This is a genomic window from Bradyrhizobium sp. CCBAU 45321 (genome assembly GCF_028128975.1).
Taxonomy (GTDB): domain Bacteria; phylum Pseudomonadota; class Alphaproteobacteria; order Rhizobiales; family Xanthobacteraceae; genus Bradyrhizobium; species Bradyrhizobium yuanmingense.
The window spans coordinates 210,631-228,322 of the sequence record NZ_LFKZ01000130.1 but is presented as its reverse complement, the minus strand read 5'-3'; the positions used below and the strand labels follow the sequence as shown (position 1 = coordinate 228,322).

The 17,692-nt window shown below is 64.2% G+C and carries 17 protein-coding genes; 9 read left to right on the top strand and 8 right to left on the bottom strand.

Translation table 11 applies throughout. From position 1 onward, the window contains the following. Positions 1-84: 84 nt before the first annotated feature. Both ACM43_RS33585 and ACM43_RS33580 read left to right on the top strand, forming a co-directional pair. Entirely contained in the window at positions 85-1,074 is a 990-nt protein-coding gene (locus ACM43_RS33585; protein ID WP_271546514.1) for a fumarylacetoacetate hydrolase family protein, read from the top strand. Between the two features lie 59 nt (positions 1,075-1,133). Next, positions 1,134-1,910 carry a cyclase family protein gene (locus ACM43_RS33580; RefSeq protein WP_271545971.1) on the top strand — a complete coding sequence of 259 codons (777 nt, stop codon included), beginning with the start codon at positions 1,134-1,136 and terminating at the stop codon, positions 1,908-1,910. Positions 1,911-2,010: 100 nt separating this feature from the next. Here ACM43_RS33580 and ACM43_RS33575 read toward each other — a convergent pair whose 3' ends face one another. Then, positions 2,011-2,964 (bottom strand): GlxA family transcriptional regulator, encoded by a 954-nt coding sequence (locus ACM43_RS33575; protein ID WP_442869364.1) that lies wholly within the window; start codon positions 2,962-2,964, stop codon positions 2,011-2,013. Positions 2,965-3,094: 130 nt separating this feature from the next. On the opposite strand from ACM43_RS33575, the gene ACM43_RS33570 reads away from it, so the two are divergent. The 3 genes from ACM43_RS33570 (at position 3,095) to ACM43_RS33560 (ending at position 7,066) form a co-directional block, all read left to right on the top strand. Further along, on the top strand, positions 3,095-3,799 hold the full coding sequence (locus ACM43_RS33570; RefSeq protein ID WP_157283137.1) for a DJ-1/PfpI family protein: 705 nt from the start codon (positions 3,095-3,097) through the stop codon (positions 3,797-3,799). A gap of 55 nt (positions 3,800-3,854) precedes the next feature. Further along, on the top strand, positions 3,855-5,081 hold the full coding sequence (locus ACM43_RS33565) for an ABC transporter substrate-binding protein (RefSeq protein WP_157283136.1): 1,227 nt from the start codon (positions 3,855-3,857) through the stop codon (positions 5,079-5,081). 371 nt (positions 5,082-5,452) lie between these two features. Continuing rightward, a complete protein-coding gene (locus ACM43_RS33560; protein ID WP_271545967.1) occupies positions 5,453-7,066 on the top strand; it encodes an acyl-CoA synthetase in 1,614 nt (537 codons plus the stop codon). A gap of 36 nt (positions 7,067-7,102) precedes the next feature. On the opposite strand, the gene ACM43_RS33555 is transcribed toward ACM43_RS33560, so the two are convergent. Together ACM43_RS33555 and ACM43_RS33550 are read right to left on the bottom strand one after the other, a co-directional pair. Beyond that, entirely contained in the window at positions 7,103-8,053 is a 951-nt protein-coding gene (locus ACM43_RS33555) for an AraC family transcriptional regulator (RefSeq protein ID WP_271545966.1), read from the bottom strand. A gap of 197 nt (positions 8,054-8,250) precedes the next feature. Next, complete coding sequence (locus ACM43_RS33550; RefSeq protein WP_271545964.1) at positions 8,251-9,450, bottom strand: MFS transporter; 1,200 nt, start codon at positions 9,448-9,450, stop codon at positions 8,251-8,253. A 186-nt stretch (positions 9,451-9,636) separates the two neighbouring features. On the opposite strand from ACM43_RS33550, the gene ACM43_RS33545 reads away from it, so the two are divergent. From ACM43_RS33545 to ACM43_RS33535, 3 genes are all read left to right on the top strand, one after another. Further along, entirely contained in the window at positions 9,637-10,440 is an 804-nt protein-coding gene (locus ACM43_RS33545; protein WP_157283132.1) for an MBL fold metallo-hydrolase, read from the top strand. Positions 10,441-10,580: 140 nt separating this feature from the next. After that, the gene (locus tag ACM43_RS33540) at positions 10,581-11,597 is read left to right on the top strand and encodes an alpha/beta fold hydrolase (protein WP_271545961.1); all 1,017 of its coding nucleotides are present in this window, start codon (positions 10,581-10,583) and stop codon (positions 11,595-11,597) included. Positions 11,598-11,612: 15 nt separating this feature from the next. Next, positions 11,613-12,560, top strand: coding sequence for a fatty acid desaturase (locus tag ACM43_RS33535; protein WP_271545959.1), 948 nt, complete (start codon positions 11,613-11,615; stop codon positions 12,558-12,560). Positions 12,561-12,616: 56 nt separating this feature from the next. Here the strand turns inward: ACM43_RS33535 and ACM43_RS33530 are convergent, their stop codons facing one another. Then, positions 12,617-12,865, bottom strand: a complete 249-nt coding sequence (locus ACM43_RS33530) for a hypothetical protein (RefSeq protein WP_028138614.1) — start codon at positions 12,863-12,865, stop codon at positions 12,617-12,619. Between the two features lie 137 nt (positions 12,866-13,002). Continuing rightward, on the bottom strand, positions 13,003-13,983 hold the full coding sequence (locus ACM43_RS33525) for a helix-turn-helix transcriptional regulator (protein WP_271545957.1): 981 nt from the start codon (positions 13,981-13,983) through the stop codon (positions 13,003-13,005). Positions 13,984-14,069: 86 nt separating this feature from the next. Here ACM43_RS33525 and ACM43_RS33520 point away from each other — a divergent pair, with 86 nt between their 5' ends. Continuing rightward, positions 14,070-14,714 carry a glutathione S-transferase family protein gene (locus ACM43_RS33520; RefSeq protein ID WP_271545955.1) on the top strand — a complete coding sequence of 215 codons (645 nt, stop codon included), beginning with the start codon at positions 14,070-14,072 and terminating at the stop codon, positions 14,712-14,714. A 7-nt stretch (positions 14,715-14,721) separates the two neighbouring features. Here ACM43_RS33520 and ACM43_RS33515 read toward each other — a convergent pair whose 3' ends face one another. From ACM43_RS33515 to ACM43_RS33505, 3 genes are all read right to left on the bottom strand, one after another. Beyond that, positions 14,722-15,507, bottom strand: a complete 786-nt coding sequence (locus ACM43_RS33515) for an enoyl-CoA hydratase/isomerase family protein (RefSeq protein WP_271545953.1) — start codon at positions 15,505-15,507, stop codon at positions 14,722-14,724. A 123-nt stretch (positions 15,508-15,630) separates the two neighbouring features. Further along, positions 15,631-15,849, bottom strand: a complete 219-nt coding sequence (locus ACM43_RS33510; protein ID WP_271545951.1) for a hypothetical protein — start codon at positions 15,847-15,849, stop codon at positions 15,631-15,633. 253 nt (positions 15,850-16,102) lie between these two features. Further along, positions 16,103-17,548 (bottom strand): TAXI family TRAP transporter solute-binding subunit, encoded by a 1,446-nt coding sequence (locus tag ACM43_RS33505; RefSeq protein ID WP_271545950.1) that lies wholly within the window; start codon positions 17,546-17,548, stop codon positions 16,103-16,105. Positions 17,549-17,692 lie beyond the last annotated feature (144 nt).

The window sequence follows — 17,692 nt, the reverse complement described above, 5'->3', positions numbered from 1 at the left end:
GCTCTCCCGATTTGTATTTTTCTATCTTGTTTATCGATATTTTATCTGATCATATATTTCGAACGAGAACAAGGGGTGCCCAAGGTGAAACTCGCAACATTCAGATCGGCCGGTCAGGAGAAGATCGGAGCCGTCCACAGCAATAGCAGCCAGGTGTTCGACCTCGCCGCCGCGGCCGCACGGGACGGCGGGGCCGATCCGGCCTTTGGCTCGATGCTGGCGCTGATCGACGCCGGGCCCCGCGCGCTCGATCGGGCCCGGGCCCTGCTCGACAAGCACGGCCAGGACGCGACGCTGTCGGCGGCGGTCAACGCCGTCGACATCCTCGCGCCGGTCCCGGAGCCCAGGCAAATGCGGGACGGCATGTCGTTTCCCCTGCACATCCTGCAGGCGCCGCGCGGGCAGCAAAAGCTCGCCGCGCGTGCCAAGGGCGACATGGCGGCATTGGCGCGCATCGACGCCGAGCCGCTCGGCGAATTGCCCGAGGTCTATCGCAAGCAGCCGATCTTCTACATCACCAACCGCTTCAGCGTCCGCGGCACCAACACCACGGTGAAATGGCCTCGCTACAGCAAGGTGATGGACTACGAGCTCGAATTCGGGATCATCACCAAGAACAAGGGCGCCAACATCACGCCTGCGAAGGCTGGGGATCACATCTTCGGCTACACCATCTTCAACGATTTCTCGGCGCGCGACGCCCAGCGCATCGAGATGGAGGGACGGCTCGGCCCTGCCAAGGGCAAGAGTTTTGACGGCGGCAACGTGATGGGGCCCTGGATCGTGACACCGGACGAGATCGGTGATCCCTACAAGCTAAAGATGGAAGCGCGCGTCAACGGCGAGACCCGCTCGAAAGGCGTGAGCGAGGGCATGCTGTTTTCGTTCGAGGAGATCATCGCGCACGTCTCCCAGGACGAGACGCTGATGCCCGGTGAATTCATCGGCTCCGGCACGGTCGGCAATGGCTGCGGCCTCGAGCTCGGCTGGTTTCTCGAGCATGGCGATACGATCGAGCTCGAGGTCGAGAAGATCGGTATCTTGAAGAACCGCGTCGAGCGGCAAGATACCTGAAGGGGACGTCTGAAGGCGCGGCTGACGCCGCCAACGAAAACAATCGACGAGGAAGCGCCATGACGAGCAAGCTGATCGACATCTCAGTCCCTCTCCAGAACGACGTGCCCGCCGACCCGCCCGGCAATCATCCGACGATCCAGTATATCGATCATCAGCAGGGCCTGCCGCGCATGCTGCAGTTCTTCGACGGGCTGAAGGCCGAGGATCTGCCTGATGGCCAGGGCTGGGCGGTGGAGCAGGTCAGTCTCTCCACCCACAACGGCACGCATCTCGACGCCCCCTGGCATTTTCACCCGACCATGAATCGCGGCGAGCGGTCCTGGACCATCGACGAGGTGCCGCTGGAATGGTGCTACCAGCCCGGCGTGAAGCTCGACTTCCGGCACCTGCCGGACGGCTATGTCGCAACGGCCAAGGACGTCGAGGCCGAGCTCGAGCGCATCGGCCACGAGCTGAAGCCGCTCGAGATCGTCGTGGTCAACACCAGCGCTGGCGCCAAATATGGCCGGCAGGACTACGTCACGTCGGGCTGTGGCATGGGCTACGAAGCAACCATGTACCTGCTCGAGCGCGGCGTGCGCCTGACCGGCACCGACGGCTGGAGCTGGGACGCGCCGTTCGTTCACACCGCGAAGAAATATGCCGAGACGAAAGACGCCAGCCTGATCTGGGAAGGCCACAAGGCCGGACGCCATATCGGCTATTGTCATCTCGAGAAGCTGCACAATCTCGAACTGCTGCCGCCGTCAGGCTTCAAGGTGTCATGCTTCCCGGTCAAGATCGAGCGCGCCTCGGCCGGATGGACGCGTGCGGTCGCGATCTTGGAAGGCTAGCTCCTCGAGGCCCGCGACCACCGAGACCGACAATTGCCGATGACGTCCATTTGACGCGATTGACGCCCAACGCGGAGCCGCCGCCGGCCTGTCGCTGACTTTACCCTTGATGGAATCGAGTCCGATAGTCATGCGGCAACACGTTCAGGCGGCGGCGGAACGCGCGGCGCAGATGCTCTTCGCTTTGAAAGCCTGCGCGCGCGGCGATTTCCTTGATAGGGGAGGCGGACTCTTCCAGCGCGCGTCGGGCGGCCTCGACGCGAAGCTCTTCCACCGCCTTGGCCGGGGTGCGGCCGGTCTTCTGGCGAAACACGCGCGCGAAGGTGCGCGGGCTCATGCCGGCTCGTTCGGCGAGACTTTCGACGCGCAAATCGCGGCCCAGATTTTCCTGCATCCAGCTCGAAATTGTTTCGAAAGCGCGGTCTTCCGAGGCCTGCATTGACAGCGGCACGCTGAATTGCGCCTGCCCGCCGGGCCGCTTGAGGAAAACGACGAGCCGGCGCGCGATGCGCATGGCCTCGCGATGGCCGAGATCATCTTCCAGAAGCGTAAGCGCCAGATCGATGCCGGCCGTCACGCCTGCCGATGTCCAGATGCCGCCGTCATGCACAAAGACTGGATCGACCTGAACCGAAACGTCGGGATGTTTTTCTCGCAGCAGGTCACAGGAACCCCAATGGGTGACCGCGCGCCGCCCGCGCAGCAGCCCGGCCGCAGCCAGAACGAATGTACCCGTGCAGACCGAGCAGACGCGCCTTGCCTTCGGCGCTGCCAGGCGAAACCAATCGACCAGCGCGGCTTCTGCAGCGGCGCGATGGACGCCGGGACCCCCACCCACCACGAGGGTGTCGATGTTCTTTTGGTCGCAATCAGCGAGGGCGGTCGTGATCACCTCCAGACCGGACGAGGTTTTGACCGGCCCGCCCTTCAACGAGCAGATCTGCCAGACATAGGGCGCCTGCCCCGCTTTGGACGTTTCGCAGGCCAACTCGAAGGCCTGCAGCGGTCCGGCGAAGTCGAGCAACAGGCAGTCGTCGAACAGCACGAAGATCACGCGGCGGCGGACGGAACGGGCCATTGGCAGCGCCTTGAGCAGGGACGGCTTGGCAGGAATTGCGTGTGTAATGACATTTCGGCAAATGCCCTCCGCTGTCAACATGGGTTATCCAACGTAGGAGGGCTCAATGTCCGGCAAGCGGATCGAAATCGGAATTCTGTACTATCCCGGGATGACGCAGCTGGACGTCACCGGACCTTTCGAAGTGTTTGCCCGTCTGCCGAACGTCCGCATGCACCTGTTGTGGAAGCGTATCGAGCCTGTCGTCAGCGACGTCGGTCTTCCGCTGCTGCCAACCACGACGTTCGCCGACTGCCCGGATCTGGACGTGTTCTGCATCGGCGGCGGCCCGGGACAGGTCGCCACCATGGACGATGACGAGGTGATTGCCTTCGTTCGCGACAAGGGTGGATCGGCACGCTACATCACTTCGGTTTGCGCCGGCTGTCTGATCCTCGGCGCCGCAGGCCTGATCGACGGATACAGGTCAGCCTGCCATTGGCTGATGAGCGACCAGCTTGCTGCCTTTGGCGCCATCGCCGTCGACGAACGCGTCGTGGTTGACCGCAACCGCATTTCCGGCGGCGGTGTCACCGCCGGTATCGATTTCGGTTTTCAGGTCGCCGCCGAGCTCTGCGGCGAAGACGTTGCGAAAAATCTCCAGTTGATGCTGGAATATCAGCCGCAGCCGCCGTTCGACATCACCGTGCAGAATGCGCCGCGTGAGCTAATTTCCCGCATGCGCCGCGAGGCCGAACCTTGGCTGCAAAAGCGCGCAGCCGCGGTGCAGAAGGCAGTTTCTAAACTCAAGGCGAAAGCAACGGCAGCTTAAGCCCGTTCGGCACAGGGAGGAAAGCCACAAGCGCCACTATTGGAAAGGTGTTCGCATGAACTGGCACGGCCGCATCGCTACCCTTCTCGTCGTTGGGACTTTCATCGCATCTTGTCCGCCCACTCGCGCCGCCGAACTCTCCGGTAGTGTGGTCCGGATCGGCATCATCAATGACCAGACCGGGCCATTGTCCGACCTGTCGGGATCGGGCTCCGTTGCGGCAGCCAAGATGGCGGCGGAAGATTTTCAGAAATTAGTGCCGTCGATCAAGGTCGAGATCTTGGCCGCCGATCATCAGAACAAGCCTGATATCGGCGTCGGCATTGTGCGGAAATGGTTCGACGTCGACGGCGTCGACATGGTCGCCGACGTGTCCAATTCGGCCGTGGGGCTGGCGATCCAGTCGCTGGCGCGCGACAAGAACAAGATTGCGATCTATTCGGCGGTGGCGACCACCGAATTGACGGGCAAGCAATGTTCGCGAAGCGGCCTGGCCTGGCTGCACGATTCCTACAATCTGGTGTCGGGACCGATCCGTACCCTGGTCAGCCAGGGCTACGACACCTGGTTCTTCATCGCGGCCGATTACGCGTTCGGCAAGAACATGGTGTCGGAATCGCAGCGCGTGCTGGCGGCCGCGGGCGGCAAGTCGCTCGGCGCGGTGTATCACCCGATTGGCAACGCGGACTACAGCTCGTTCATCCTGCAGGCGAAGGCGTCTGGCGCGAAGGCGATCGCCTTCGCCAATGCCGGCGATCAGCTGGTCAATCTGATGAAGCAGTGGAACGAGTTCGGCATGAACACGGGAAACCAGAAGCCCGTGGCCGAACTGATGTTCGACACCGATGTTCATGCCATGGGCCCGAAAATCGCCATGGGCCTGACCACGCTGACGGCATGGTACTGGGCGCTGGATGACGAGAGCCGGGCGTTCGGCCAGCGCTTCTTCAAGCTTCGCAGCGCCATGCCCACGGCACCGCAAGCCGCGGTCTATTCCGGCGTCAGCCACTATCTGAAAGCAGTCGCTGCCGTAGGCACGGATGCAACGGATCCAGTGCTGGAGAAGATGCGCGCGACGTCCGTCGACGATTTCTACGCACGCGGCGCGCGGTTGCGCGAGGACGGCAAGCTCGTGCACGACTTCTACCTTGTGCAGGTGAAGGATCCGTCCGAGGTCAAGGCACCCTGGGAGTACTACAACGTGCTCGAGAAAATTCCGAGCGGTGAAGTCTACGCTTCGCTCGCTGACAGTGAATGCCCGCTGGTCAGGCGGGGTAATTGAGCTTGGAGTGCCAAACCGCGATGATGCCACTATGCTCCTGTTTTGCCCGACGAAGCAAATCACGGGAGACGTCATTCGGATGGGAGCAACCATCGCGGCCAATTCTCCTCGGCTCGCTTAGGCGCGCCGGACGGGCGAGTGGAACCACTGTCCCTTGGCTTTTTGGCTCCTGAAATCCTGCCCGACTCACACCCAATCCCGCTTCCCACCTAACCCATTGATCTTGCAGCCACCGTCTACTGTGCATGGGGTTGTTTTCGCGGGTTTTATTTGCCCGCGTGTAATTTGACGTCGCTGACGGCGCCGACTACGGTCCGCGAAACACGAAAGCTCGCGGCCTTTGTGCTGAACGAAAATTCCACGGGGAAGAAATGACCGGCCACATTGCAGCCACCATCTCGAAAGCGCGCGAGCATTCCATCGGCGATCTCCTGCGCCGCTCCGCAGGCCGCGAGCCGAACAAGCTCGCGGTGAGCTGCGGCGACGTGAGCTGGAGCTTTGCCGAGATTGACGCGATCTGCAACCGGCTCGGCCGCGGCCTGCTTGGCCTCGGCGTCGGGAAGGGCGACCGCCTCGCCGTGCTCTCGCGCAACTCGCACGCCTTCGCTGCGCTGCGCTTCGCGGCGGCGCGGATCGGCGCGGTGCTGGTGCCGATCAACTTCATGCTCAATCCGGACGAGATCAATTTCATCCTGAAGAGCTCCGGCGCAAAGCTGCTCGCGACCGGTCCCGATTTCGTCGAGCCCGCACGCGCGGCGAGCGCAAAGGATTGCGCGGTCGAGAAGATGATCTGGCTGCCGGGCGAGGATCCGGCCGCGCCGCCCGCAGACCTCACCACCTTCGATGATCTCCTGCATCCGGACGGCTCGTTCCTGGACGCCTCGGTCGACAGCCGCGATCTCGCGCAGATCGTCTACACCTCAGGCACGGAATCGCTGCCCAAGGGCGCGATGCTGACCCATGAAGCCGTGATGTGGCAGTATGTCAGCTGCATCATCGACGGCGGCATGAGCGTGGACGACAAGTTCCTGCACGCTCTGCCGCTCTATCATTGCGCGCAGCTGGATGTGTTCCTGGGCCCGCAGGTGTATCTCGGCGCCTCCGGCGTAATTACCGGCAAGCCGACCGCCGACAACATCCTGGCGCTGATCCAGGCGCACAGGATCACCTCGTTCTTCGCGCCGCCGACGATCTGGATCGCGATGCTGCGCTCGCCGAACTTCGACAAGACCGATCTGTCGACCTTGCAGAAGGGCTATTACGGCGCCTCGATCATGCCGGTGGAGGTGCTGCTCGAATTGCAGCGCCGTCTGCCCGCGGTCAAGTTCTGGAATTTCTACGGCCAGACCGAGATCGCGCCGCTCGCGACCGTGCTGCGACCGGAGGATCAGCTCCGCAAGGCCGGCTCCGCCGGCAAGCCCGTGCTCAATGTCGAGACGCGCGTCGTCAACACGGCGATGGAGGATGTCAAGGTCGGCGAAGTCGGCGAGATCGTGCATCGCTCGCCGCATCTGCTCTCCGGCTATTACAACGATCCGGTCAAGACTGCGGCGGCATTTGCCGGCGGCTGGTTTCACTCCGGCGATCTCGCCACCGTCGACGAGGAAGGCCACATCACCGTGGTCGACCGCGTCAAGGACATGATCAAGACCGGCGGCGAGAACGTCGCGAGCCGCGAGGTCGAGGAGATGGTCTATCGCATTCCGGAGGTCTCCGAGGTCGCGGTGGTCGGCCTGCCCGATCCGCGCTGGATCGAGGCCGTGACCGCCATCGTCGTGGTCAAGACCGGGGCGAAGCTCGACGAAGACGCCGTCATCAGGCATTGCGCCGGCCACATGGCCCATTTCAAGGTGCCCAAGCGCGTGATCTTCGTGGACGCCCTGCCGAAGAATCCGAGCGGCAAGCTGCTCAAGCGCGAGCTGCGCCAGCGCTTCGTCGGCGGCGAGACGCTCGACAAGGCGGTGCAGAAGAGTTTTGGGACCTAGCAGGCGCCGTTCCGGCGCCGTCGCGGCGGAACTCGCTTATTCGGCCTCGCCAGCCAGCTTCCTGACATCGTCGGGCGTCGCTCCGAAACGGCGGCGAAACGCGCGATGGAAGTAGGAGACGTCGTGAAAGCCAGCGAGGTGCGCGATCTCGATGATCTTGCGGCTGCGCATGGCAGGACTTCGCAGCAGTCGTTCGGCGCGCAGTAATCTTTGCTCCAGCACGAAGCCGCTATAGGTGATGCCGGCGCGCTCGAACAGCAATTGGATGCTGCGCGGACTGATCCGGTGCGCGGCTGCGAGGTCGGACAGCGACAATGCGGGGCTGTCCAGCTGAGCCAGGATGTCGGACTTGAGCGCTTCGAAGCGCGCCGCCGCAAGGCCCCGCAATTGAGCCTCTTCGGCGGCATCGCCGCGTGCGCCGAGCATCAGGACGGCGAGGTCGAACAGGTGCTGCGAGACCGCATCGAGCTCCGCCGGCGCGAGCTTGTCCGCGTGCGCGTGTGCGAGGTCGTAATATCGCAGGAACATCGATGTGATCGGGTTGGCGCCGGAGATCGACCCCGCGATTAGGTCCTCGGCATTCGGGCAGGCGCGCAGCAGAGCTTTCCGCGGCAGCAGCGCGGTCTGGAAATTACCATACGCCAGTTGCGTGATTTGGGCCCCCTTGATCGAGGGATCGCCGATCGTGATGTCGCCGGCGGCGACCTCCAGTGGCCGTTTCCCCATGGCCCCACGCAATGCCGAATTGGGCGACGTCGTGATCACCAACTCGTCGTTCGTTCCCAATGACACGAAGGACATCGGCGTGCCGAACGAGGCCGAGAGTCTGAGGCGGGGAAGAATGGCAGGCGCAATGGTTCGGTGAACGCGCCCTTCACCAACCGGCACGAAATCGACGTTCGCTACCTGACGGCAAAACTGCTCGCGCCATTGCTCATAGGCCGCACCGTTCGGGTCGCCATCGAATGAGAGCTGCGGCTGGGTCATCGATCGCCGGAACGCCTATTGCCGATTCATTGCGGTCCGCACTTTCGTCGGCGCGCCGGGGATGCGGCAACTGGAAAAGCGCCAGATTGCGCGAAAAACCACTCGCACCTACGCGCTGAGCCAGCGACGAGGTGCCGCAGCCTGCTTATTGGGCAAATCGAGCACTTTGCGCCGCGACCGCCAGGCGCCGGAGAACCTCAATACCTCTTCACCGCCGCACTGAAGGCCAGCCACAGCGCGATCGACGCCAGGCCAAAGCCGCCGAGCAGCAGGAAGGTCGGCCCATAGCCGATCCATTGCGCGATCCAGCCGCCGAGAGCGGGACTGAGGCTCGCGCCGATACCCTGCACGGTGATCACGGCGCCCTGGCCGAGATTGATGCGGCCGGTGCCGTTGAGCGAGCGCGCGACCATGCCGGGGACGGCGACCGTTTGCAGTCCGGTGCCGATGCCGTCGAGCACCTGCATCGGCACCACGCCCCACCATCCCGTGACGAAGAACGCGAGCACGCCGCGGACCGGCAAGAACATGAAAGACACCAGGATCACCGGCCAGTAATTGCGCTTGCTCGCGGCCTTCATCGCGATCAGCGAGGTCACGATCATCACGCCCTGTGCGATCACCACGGTCGTTGCGACGAAGCTCGGGCCGTTGGCCTGTCCCTCGGCGACCGCGGCAAGTCCGTACAGCGGCACGATCGCGGCATTGCCGAGGTGGAACAGCGCGAGGGCGAGAGCAAGCACGAGCAACGCCTTGTGCTTCAGCAGCATCGTCATCGCATCCGGCGGCGCCTTGGAATCGTCCTCCTTGCTGCCGCGCGCGGCGCGGTCGTCGATCGCCTTGGCTGGAATCATCAGCACGCAAGCGATCGCGATGGCGCCGAACAAGGCCGCCAGCGCGAACACGGCAAAATAGCCATACTTGTAGCCGAGATAGCCTGAGAGCGCGGCTCCGACCATGTTGCCGGCGTGGTTGTACGCCTGGTTGCGGCCATTGAGCGCATTGAAGCCCTTCTGCTTGGCGATACCGAGCGTGATGCCCGTGACGGCCGGCACGATTGCGGCGCTCGCCAGCGATTGCGCGACTTGCGAGAACGTCACCGCCCAGAAGTTTTGCGAGATCAGGATGATTGCGGACGCCGAAACGACGCAGATGCCGGGAATGATCACCCACAGCCGCTTGTTGCGGCTGGAATCGATGAAGCCGCCGATCGGAGTCGTGACCAGCATGCCCGCGACGTTGCCGATCGTCATTGCCGTGCCGATCAGGCCGGTCGCCCAGCCGCGTTCCTGAAGGAAGACCCCGACGAACGGCCCGATGCCCGACTGCATGTCGGCCATGAAGAAATTGAGCGCGAACAGGGGCCAGATGCGAGACGTTGAAGGGCGCGATGTCATCGAGACGCTGAACTTGATGCTGCCGATCGAATCGGATCTCGCATGAGACGGGCTCGGCGGGCGCTGCGGGCGCCCGGGGCGGACCAGAACTTAACCTGCTCTCATGGCGTTGGTTCCGGTTGCTCTTGCGATCCGGCGCGCGCGACGTCATGTCTTGCAAGGATGGACTCACGATGGATCAGCGCGATGCCCCTCTGGACCTGCGCAACCTGCGGCGCTCAATTCCCGGATAGCGGGAATCCCCCTGCGGCCTGTCCGATCTGCGAGGACGAGCGCCAGTTCGTCGGCTGGGACGGTCAAGCCTTCCTCACGCGCGAGGAGCTCGCGCGCAAGCACCGACTGGTGGGGCGCGACGATCTCGGCCTGACCGGGATCGGCATGGAGCCGAGCTTCGCCATCGGGCAGCGCGCGCTGCTGGTGCCCGACGGCGGCGGCTGCTTGATGTGGGACTGCATTCCACTCGCGAGCGACGAGGCCATCCATCACATCGCAGCGCTCGGCGGCCTCAAGGCCATTGCGATCTCGCATCCGCATTATTATGGCGCGGCCGCCGACTGGAGCGACAGGTTCGGTGGCGTGCCGGTCTATCTGCATGCCGACGATCGCGCCTTCGTCACGCGACCTCACCCGGCGATCGTGCACTGGACCGGCGAAAGCCATCGCCTCTCCGACGACGTGCTGCTGCTGCGCACCGGCGGCCACTTCGCCGGCGCCACCGTGCTGCATTATGCGCGTGGTGCGGACGGCAAGGGCGCGCTGCTCACGGGAGATATCGCGCAGGTGACGATGGACCGGCGCTTCGTCAGCTTCATGTATTCCTACCCGAACTACATGCCGCTCAACGCCGCTGCGGTACGGCGGATCGCGTCGGCTGTCGAGCCGCTCGCCTTCGACCGGATCTACGGCGCCTGGTGGGGCCGCAACATCGCCGGCGGTGCCAAGGCGGCGTTTGCTGCGTCGGTCGCGCGCTATCTCGCGGCCATCGCTTGAGCCGGGTTGCGGATGGGATTTATCTTGCCGGCCTCTAATAACTGTACTAAAAGTACACTATAAGGAAAGCGACACGTCCGGTGAAAGCCGGCATGATCGATGCATCGCGGACGCCGGGAAGGTGAGCGGGAGCTGAGTGCATGACGGTGCAGCGCGATGACGAGATCTTCGAGGCTGGCGACGTCGCGCTCCAATCCGGGACCGTCTTTCCCTCCCTGAAGCTCGCCTACAAGACCTACGGCACGCTGAGCCCGGCCAAAGACAACGTCATCCTCTATCCGACCTCGTTCAGTGCCCAGCACACCGACATTGAATGGCTGATCGGTCCCGACGGCGTGCTCGATCCCACGCGCTACTTCATCATCATCCCGAACCTGTTCGGCAACGGCCTATCGTCTTCGCCCTCGAACACGCCCGCGCCCTTCCCGGAGGTGAGCTATCACGATGCCATCGCGGTCCAGCACCGGCTGCTCACCGAACGCTTCGGCATCTCGAAGCTTGCGCTGGTCTATGGCTGGTCGATGGGCGGCATGCAGGCCTATCACTGGTCGGCGCTGCATCCCGACATGGTCGAGCGCGCCGCCGTCGTTTGCGGCAGCGCCCGCTGCGCGCCCTATAACTACGTCTTCCTTGAAAGCGTGAAGGCCGCGCTCACGGCCGATCCCGCCTTCCGCGACGGCCGCTTCCTCGAAAAACCCGTCGCCGGCTACCGCGCCATGGGACGCGTCTATGCCGGCTGGGCGATGTCGCACGGCTTCTATCGCGACGAGCTCTGGCGCGAGGCCGGCTTCACTTCACTCGAGGATTATCTCGCCCGCGCCTGGGATGCGACCTTCGCGCGGCGCGATGCTAACGATCTCCTGGCGCAGATCGGCATCTGGCAGCGTGGCGACATTAGCCGGTGTGTGGCATTCGCCGGTGATCTCGATCGCGCGCTGGCGGCGATCAAGGCACACATGCTGCTGATGCCGGGCGCGACCGACCGCTATTTCGACGTGCACGACAACGAGGACGAGCTCGGCAAGCTCGTCAACGCGAGATCGGCGGTGCTGCATCCGATCCCATCGCTGCATGGCCACCGCGCCGGCAACCCCATCAACAATCCCCGCGACCAGGCCTTCATCAAGGCCGAGATCGCCGAGCTTCTCCGCAAATAGGGCACGCAACCGATCATGAGCGACGCAACCATTTCGGACGCCGGCCATCGCCTGAAGCCCCTGACGCCCACCACGCTGCGCGAATTGTCGGTTCGCTCCAACATCAGAGGTGCGGTGCAGAGCCTCGGCCATTACAGCGTGATTGTGCTGGTGGGCGCGCTGATCTGGAAGGTTTCGTCGAGCTGGGGCGCGCTCTGGGCGCTGCCGCTGATGGTGGTGCAGGGCTATGTCGTTGCCTTCCTGTTCATGGCGGTGCACGAGACCGCGCACAAGACGGCATTCAGGAGCCGGGGCCTCAATCTCGGCGTCGGCTATCTCTCGGCGTTCATCATCGGGCTGCCTTACGAATATTACTGTCTGTTTCACTGGGACCATCATCGCTACACTCAGGACCCGGAAAGGGATCCCGAGCTGATCGTTGGCGTGAAGCCGACGTCCGACACCCAGCTTGCGCTCGCCTATAGCGGCATGCTCCAGGTCGCCGGCCGTCTGCGGCTGATGCTCGGCCACGCGATCACCGGCAAGGTCGTCGTGCCATGGATTCCCGAGAGCAAGCGCAGCACCATCGTGGCCGAGGCGCGCGCCTATGTCGCGCTCTACGCCCTGCTGTTCGCGCTGTCGCTGTGGTTCTCTTCAGCGCTGCTGCTCTGGGTCTGGATCGTGCCGCTCCTGATCGGGCAGTTCTTCCTGCGGCCCTATCTTTACGCCGAGCATACCGGTTGCGACCGCACCCGCAGCGCCTTTCAGAACACCCGCACGACTTACACTGGTGCTATCGTCAAATGGTTCGCGTGGAACATGCCGTATCATGTCGAGCACCACGCTTATCCCTCGATCCCCTTTCACGCCCTGCCGAAGCTGAACGCGATTGTCGACGGCGAGATCGTCCATCGCGGCCGCGGTTACATCAGAACGACGCGCGAGACCTGGGCTTGGTTTCGCCGGCAGCGGCAGGCCGGCTAGCTCAACGCAAAACTCCGGCCGCGATGCGACCGGAGCTTTGTCGGGATATCGAGATATCAGTAGATCCCGTAGGCGCAGACGTTCACGACGCGCACGCGCAGGCCGTGACGGGTCCGGACCAGGCGCTCCTGATAGCAATTGCTGACGCCGGTGTTGAGGTAGATACCGCCAAAGCCCCAGCCGGGACCCCAGTGGTGATGACCATGATGGTGATGGAAGCCGCCGGCCGAGGCCGCGGTGGGGGCGAGAGCGGCAACGCCGAGCGAGCCGGCGGCGATCAGACCAAGTGCAAGCTTACGAAACATCTTCATTCTCCATTCGGCGCTAGGGCCATTGTTGCGTCCCTGCATTTCCGTCGAGACGAGACGCGATCGCGTTCATGGCAAGCGGGAAGAATCGTGTTTCAGGAATGTTTCGTCGGCTGCGGCAGAATGCGCCGCGATCAGGCTTTCTGCGCCGCGCGATACCGCGCGGCCATCGCCTGCGTCAGCTCGGCCATCTTGTCGCGGAGATCGGCCGGTTCAAGGACTTCGACTTCCGGGCCGAGCCGCAGCAGTTCGGCCGCGGCATGCCACGATGTCTTTCCGACCGGCACGCGCGCAATGCGCCAGCCGTCTGCATCGATTGTCTCCTCGAGCTGCGTGCGTGCCTTGACATAGGGCTGGCTCAGCGCGCCGAGCAGCTTCACGCCGAACGGCGACAGCCGGACGATCGCGACATTGGGATGCATCTCCGCTTCGAGCCGCAGCGTCGCGGCCCGCCAATGGGCGGCGAGGTCGAAGCCGGCGGGACGATCGAAGCGGTCGCCAAGGGCTGTGCAGTCGAGCACGCGTGCGACGCGATAGGTACGCACGCTGGCGTCGACTTGTCCTGCGAGATACCAGCTGCCGCCCTTCAGCACGAGGCCGAGCGGCGCGACGCGGCGCTGCTTCTCAGCACGCCAGCTCTGGTACCGAATCCTGATCAAGGTCCCGCGCAGTACGGCGCCGGCGATGGTGCGCAGGTGCTTCGGGTCTTCCGCTTCGCCGAACCAGCCGGGCGCGTCCAGGTGGAAACGCTCCTGCATCCGCCCGGCATCCTCGCGCAAATTCGGAGGCAGTGCCGCCATCAGCTTGTTTTGGGCGGCGATCATCGCGGCATCGAGCCCGAGCGCGGCGGCCGGGCCCGGCAATCCTGCCAGGAACAACGCGCCCGCCTCGCTCTGCGACAGCCCGTTCAGTCGCACGCGATAGCCGTCGAGCAGGCGATAGCCGCCTTCCGCGCCGCGGTCGGCGTAAACGGGAACGCCGGACGCCGCGAGCGCGTCGATGTCGCGATAGATCGTGCGCACCGAGACCTCACAGGCCGCCGCGAGCTCGGGAGCGGTAACCATCCCCCTGGCCTGAAGGGTGGTGAGAATCGACATCATTCGGCTCGCGCGCATGATCCCTTAGATCATACCTGACAGAGGATGTCAGGTATGGTCCGCTACAAGCGGCGCCATCGCCAGCCGGCCAGATGGAGATTGCCATGACCGATCCGAACCGCATCACCCTGTTCTATTCGCCGCAGTCGCGGGCCACCGGCACGCGGATGCTGCTGGAGGAGCTGGGGGCTCCTTACGATCTCCATGTCCTCAACATGAAGGCCGGCGAGCAGCGCAAGCCCGCCTATCTCGCCGTCAACCCGCTGGGCAAGGTGCCGGCGATTCGCCACGGCGAGGCGCTGGTGACCGAGCAGGTCGCGATCACCATCTATCTCGCCGACCTGTTCCCGCAAGCGGGGCTGACCCCCGCCCTGAACGATCCGCTGCGCGGGCCTTATCTGCGCTGGATCGCCTATTATGGGTCGTCGTTCGAGCCGGCCTTGATCGACAAGTTCATGCAGCGAGAGCCGGCGCCGATCACGCAATCGCCCTATGCCGATTACGATACGATGCTGGGTGCGCTCGAGGCCCAGCTGGCGAACGGGCCCTATCTGCTCGGCGAGCGCATGACGGCGGCCGACGTATTGTGGGGCGTCGCCTTCAGCTGGACCATGATGTTCGGCATCGTGCCGAAGAAGGATGTCTTCGTCCGCTATGCGGAGCGCATGACGGCGCGGCCGGCGTTCCAGCGCATCAATGCCGCAGATGCGGAGATGGCGGCGCAGCATGCCGCCGCGGCGGGTGGATGAGAGGGCGTCAAAATCGCGGTGCCCGCTTCTCGGCGAACGCCTTGATGCCTTCCTTGATCTCGTCGCCGCGCATGCTGTCGCGGTGGCGCTGATCGGCGGCGTCCTCCTCGAGCTCGCCGCGGGCGAATTCGTTGATCGCCCGCTTCATGCCGCGCATCGCCTCCGGGGCGTTGCCGGCGAGGATCGCAGCGAGCTTGTCGACCTCCTGATCCAGCAAGTCCACCGGCACCATCGCGGTGAGATAGCCGATACGCAGCATCTCCGGAGCGTCGATCTTCTGCGCGGTGAGGAACAGCTTTTTCGCATTGTCCATGCCGAGGCGAGTCACGTAGCGTTTGATGCCGCTCGGGTAGTAGTGCAGCCCAAGTCGCGCCGCCGGCATGAACATTTCCGCGGTATCGACGCCGATGCGGAAATCGCAGGCGAGCGCGAGGTCGGTCGAGCCGCCATAGACGCCGCCATTGAGCCGGCAGATCGTCGGCACGCCGAGATCCTCGAGCCGGTTGACCACCGCCTCGAAGGCCGAGCCCGCGCTCTGCTGCTCGCTCGCGCTGACCGCGCGTTCCGCGACTGAATTGAGATCGTAGCCGGCGGAGAAGGCGCGCCCGGTGCCCGTCAGCACCAGCACGCGAATATCAGGGTCGGCCTCGACCCGGCCGAACAATCTCGTCAGCTCGTCGAGATCCTCGGCCTGGAGCCGGTTGAGATGCTTGGGCCGGTTGAGGCGGATGGTGGCGCGGGCGCCGATGATTTCGAGCAGGGGGCTGGAAGCTGCGTCGGCTGTGTCCGACATTCTCGTCTCCGTTGTCGGCGCCAAAGTGCCCGCCCGGGCGGAGGCCGTCAACGACGGCGCCGGTCGTTTGCCGCGCCGCTGCACCGGGCCTGCCGTCCACGCCGCTGTCCCTGGCGAGGTGCCCTACCTGAAATGTGGCGGTTCGTCGTAGCCGCGGCGGCTGCTGAAGAACAGCAGCACCATCAGCCCGACGCCGACGATGACGGAGAACCCCGCGCCCAGCGCCAGCGCCACATAGCCTTCCGTCGGGATCGGCTCACCTTCGACCGCGATTGCGGAATAGGCGAAGTAGCCGGCCGCCGCCAGCATTCCCAGAAGAAGGATGATGAGGAGTGCACGCATGCCGCGTTCTCCGGTTGCAACCGGAAACCAACGGTTGCGGATGGGCAGGGTTCCAGACGGCCGGCTGGCGATCGGACGGGCCTCGGTGTCGTGCCCCGGACGCAGCGCAGCACGCAGTGATGCGCCGCAGAGCCGGGGCCCATGTGGCAACGCATACTGTCGCCGGTTCCTGGGTCCCGGCTCAGCGCTGCAACGCCTTTGTGCATTGCAGCTTGTCCGGGACACGGACGGTGGTGTGCTCAATCCGGCGGGGTCAGGCGCTCTGGGCGGTCTTCACCACCACGACATTGCTGTCGTCCGACGGAGCCGGGCCGGCATCGCGTACCGTCTTGTCGGCTTCGCCGGCATGACGTTTCAGATAGTCGCGGCGCATGCCGATCTCGTCACGAACGAATTCGTAGCCGAGCTTGAAGGTGTCGAGCCCGTCGGTACTGATCGTGCCGTCCCTGAGGCCGATGACGGCACCGCGCAAGATGGTCTCGAGCTCATCCTGGAGACATTCGAGCTGATCCAGCGAGTGGGCGTGCTCGATCCGCTCGCCGATGTCGAGGATGGCGGTCGAGAGCTCGCTGGCCTTCTCCGGCGCGATGCGGGTGATCTTGGCGTAGATCGCCGCGAAGATCGAGCCGATGATGCTGAGCGCGGCGACGCCCAGATACATCACGTCACTGTACTTATCCAGGAACGACTTGGTGTCGTCGTTGATGTAGTCGGCGGCGCCGCGATGTGCGATCACGAAGGCGTCCTTCTCCACCGAGGCCGGCTCGATCCTGGTGGCAAAGCCGTTGTCGAGCCCGAGCGCCGACTTATTCTCGTAGACGATGCGGGCGAGCTCGCCGGCCGTGCTTGGGGACATCCGGGATTGCGCGACCAGCAGCCATTCGAGACCGATCGTGTCGAGATCGTCGTCGGGAATCTGCGGGGATGTCGACACCGAGCCGGCTGTCACGGTCTCGTCGGAAATGCCGGGAAATTTGCGCGCCAGCGTCTTGGCTTCTTCGATGGTGTTCAGTGTGAAGCCGCCGCGCTTGGCGGCTTGCTCATAGGATTTGTCCCGGACCGCCTTCGAGGCGTGGACGATCGCGATCACCGCGCTGAAGCCGTTTGCCGGGGCGAACAGTTTGTCGAGCGTCGCGCCCTGCGGCGCCATCTGGATCTTCGCAGCCTCAGGGCCATCGGGGACGTCGAGGATGCTGCGGACGAAGGCGAGCGAGGATTCGTTCTCGGCGACGACCGCGACCTTCTTCTTCTTCAATTCGGCCAGCGACTTGATCTTCTTGTTGCCGGGACCGAGCAGGAGCACGAGATCGTGCTCGAGGATCGCCAGCGTGCGCGCCCGTAGCGGCACCTTGGCGTCGGTGCGCAGCACGGCGAGGTCGGCCTGCCTGCGGTCGAACTGCGCGAGCGCCTTGGCATTGTCGGCGTTGTTGACGATGTTGATCCGCAAGCGCGACGCATTGTTCTTCAGGAGGGCGGCGAGCTTGGCCGCGAACAGCGCCTCATCGCTGTTGGGGCCGCCGACGGCAAAGGTCAGCGTCTCCGAATTGTGCACCAGCGTGCGGCCGGCCCAGACGGTGGCGAACGACAGCAGCAGGGTCAGCACGACGTAGAGGAGAACCTGCTGCTGGTTGGTCTTGATCACCTTGGAGCGCCGGGGCGGCGGCATGGTCGGCGATGCGATGGGGCCTTCGGTACTCATGGCAGCACTCTGGCCTTATCGTTTGGCTGGCGGCGGCGCGTGGCTTGGAAGCGCGGCGGGCCCCGGTAATTCGTAAACGCCTGAAAAAAGAACGATATTCCCGATCGCCGATGATAGCGCGAAGGCGGCGGAATGCAAATTTCG

Coding starts and splice junctions, on each gene's coding strand:
- ACM43_RS33580 (WP_271545971.1), top strand. CDS start 1,134: ATGACGAGCAAGCTGATCGACATCTCAGTCCCTCTCCAGAACGACGTG.
- ACM43_RS33570 (WP_157283137.1), top strand. CDS start 3,095: ATGTCCGGCAAGCGGATCGAAATCGGAATTCTGTACTATCCCGGGATG.
- ACM43_RS33565 (WP_157283136.1), top strand. CDS start 3,855: ATGAACTGGCACGGCCGCATCGCTACCCTTCTCGTCGTTGGGACTTTC.
- ACM43_RS33560 (WP_271545967.1), top strand. CDS start 5,453: ATGACCGGCCACATTGCAGCCACCATCTCGAAAGCGCGCGAGCATTCC.
- ACM43_RS33555 (WP_271545966.1), bottom strand. CDS start 8,053: ATGACCCAGCCGCAGCTCTCATTCGATGGCGACCCGAACGGTGCGGCC.
- ACM43_RS33550 (WP_271545964.1), bottom strand. CDS start 9,450: ATGACATCGCGCCCTTCAACGTCTCGCATCTGGCCCCTGTTCGCGCTC.
- ACM43_RS33545 (WP_157283132.1), top strand. CDS start 9,637: ATGCCCCTCTGGACCTGCGCAACCTGCGGCGCTCAATTCCCGGATAGC.
- ACM43_RS33540 (WP_271545961.1), top strand. CDS start 10,581: ATGACGGTGCAGCGCGATGACGAGATCTTCGAGGCTGGCGACGTCGCG.
- ACM43_RS33535 (WP_271545959.1), top strand. CDS start 11,613: ATGAGCGACGCAACCATTTCGGACGCCGGCCATCGCCTGAAGCCCCTG.
- ACM43_RS33530 (WP_028138614.1), bottom strand. CDS start 12,865: ATGTTTCGTAAGCTTGCACTTGGTCTGATCGCCGCCGGCTCGCTCGGC.
- ACM43_RS33525 (WP_271545957.1), bottom strand. CDS start 13,983: ATGCGCGCGAGCCGAATGATGTCGATTCTCACCACCCTTCAGGCCAGG.
- ACM43_RS33520 (WP_271545955.1), top strand. CDS start 14,070: ATGACCGATCCGAACCGCATCACCCTGTTCTATTCGCCGCAGTCGCGG.
- ACM43_RS33515 (WP_271545953.1), bottom strand. CDS start 15,507: ATGTCGGACACAGCCGACGCAGCTTCCAGCCCCCTGCTCGAAATCATC.
- ACM43_RS33510 (WP_271545951.1), bottom strand. CDS start 15,849: ATGCGTGCACTCCTCATCATCCTTCTTCTGGGAATGCTGGCGGCGGCC.
- ACM43_RS33505 (WP_271545950.1), bottom strand. CDS start 17,548: ATGAGTACCGAAGGCCCCATCGCATCGCCGACCATGCCGCCGCCCCGG.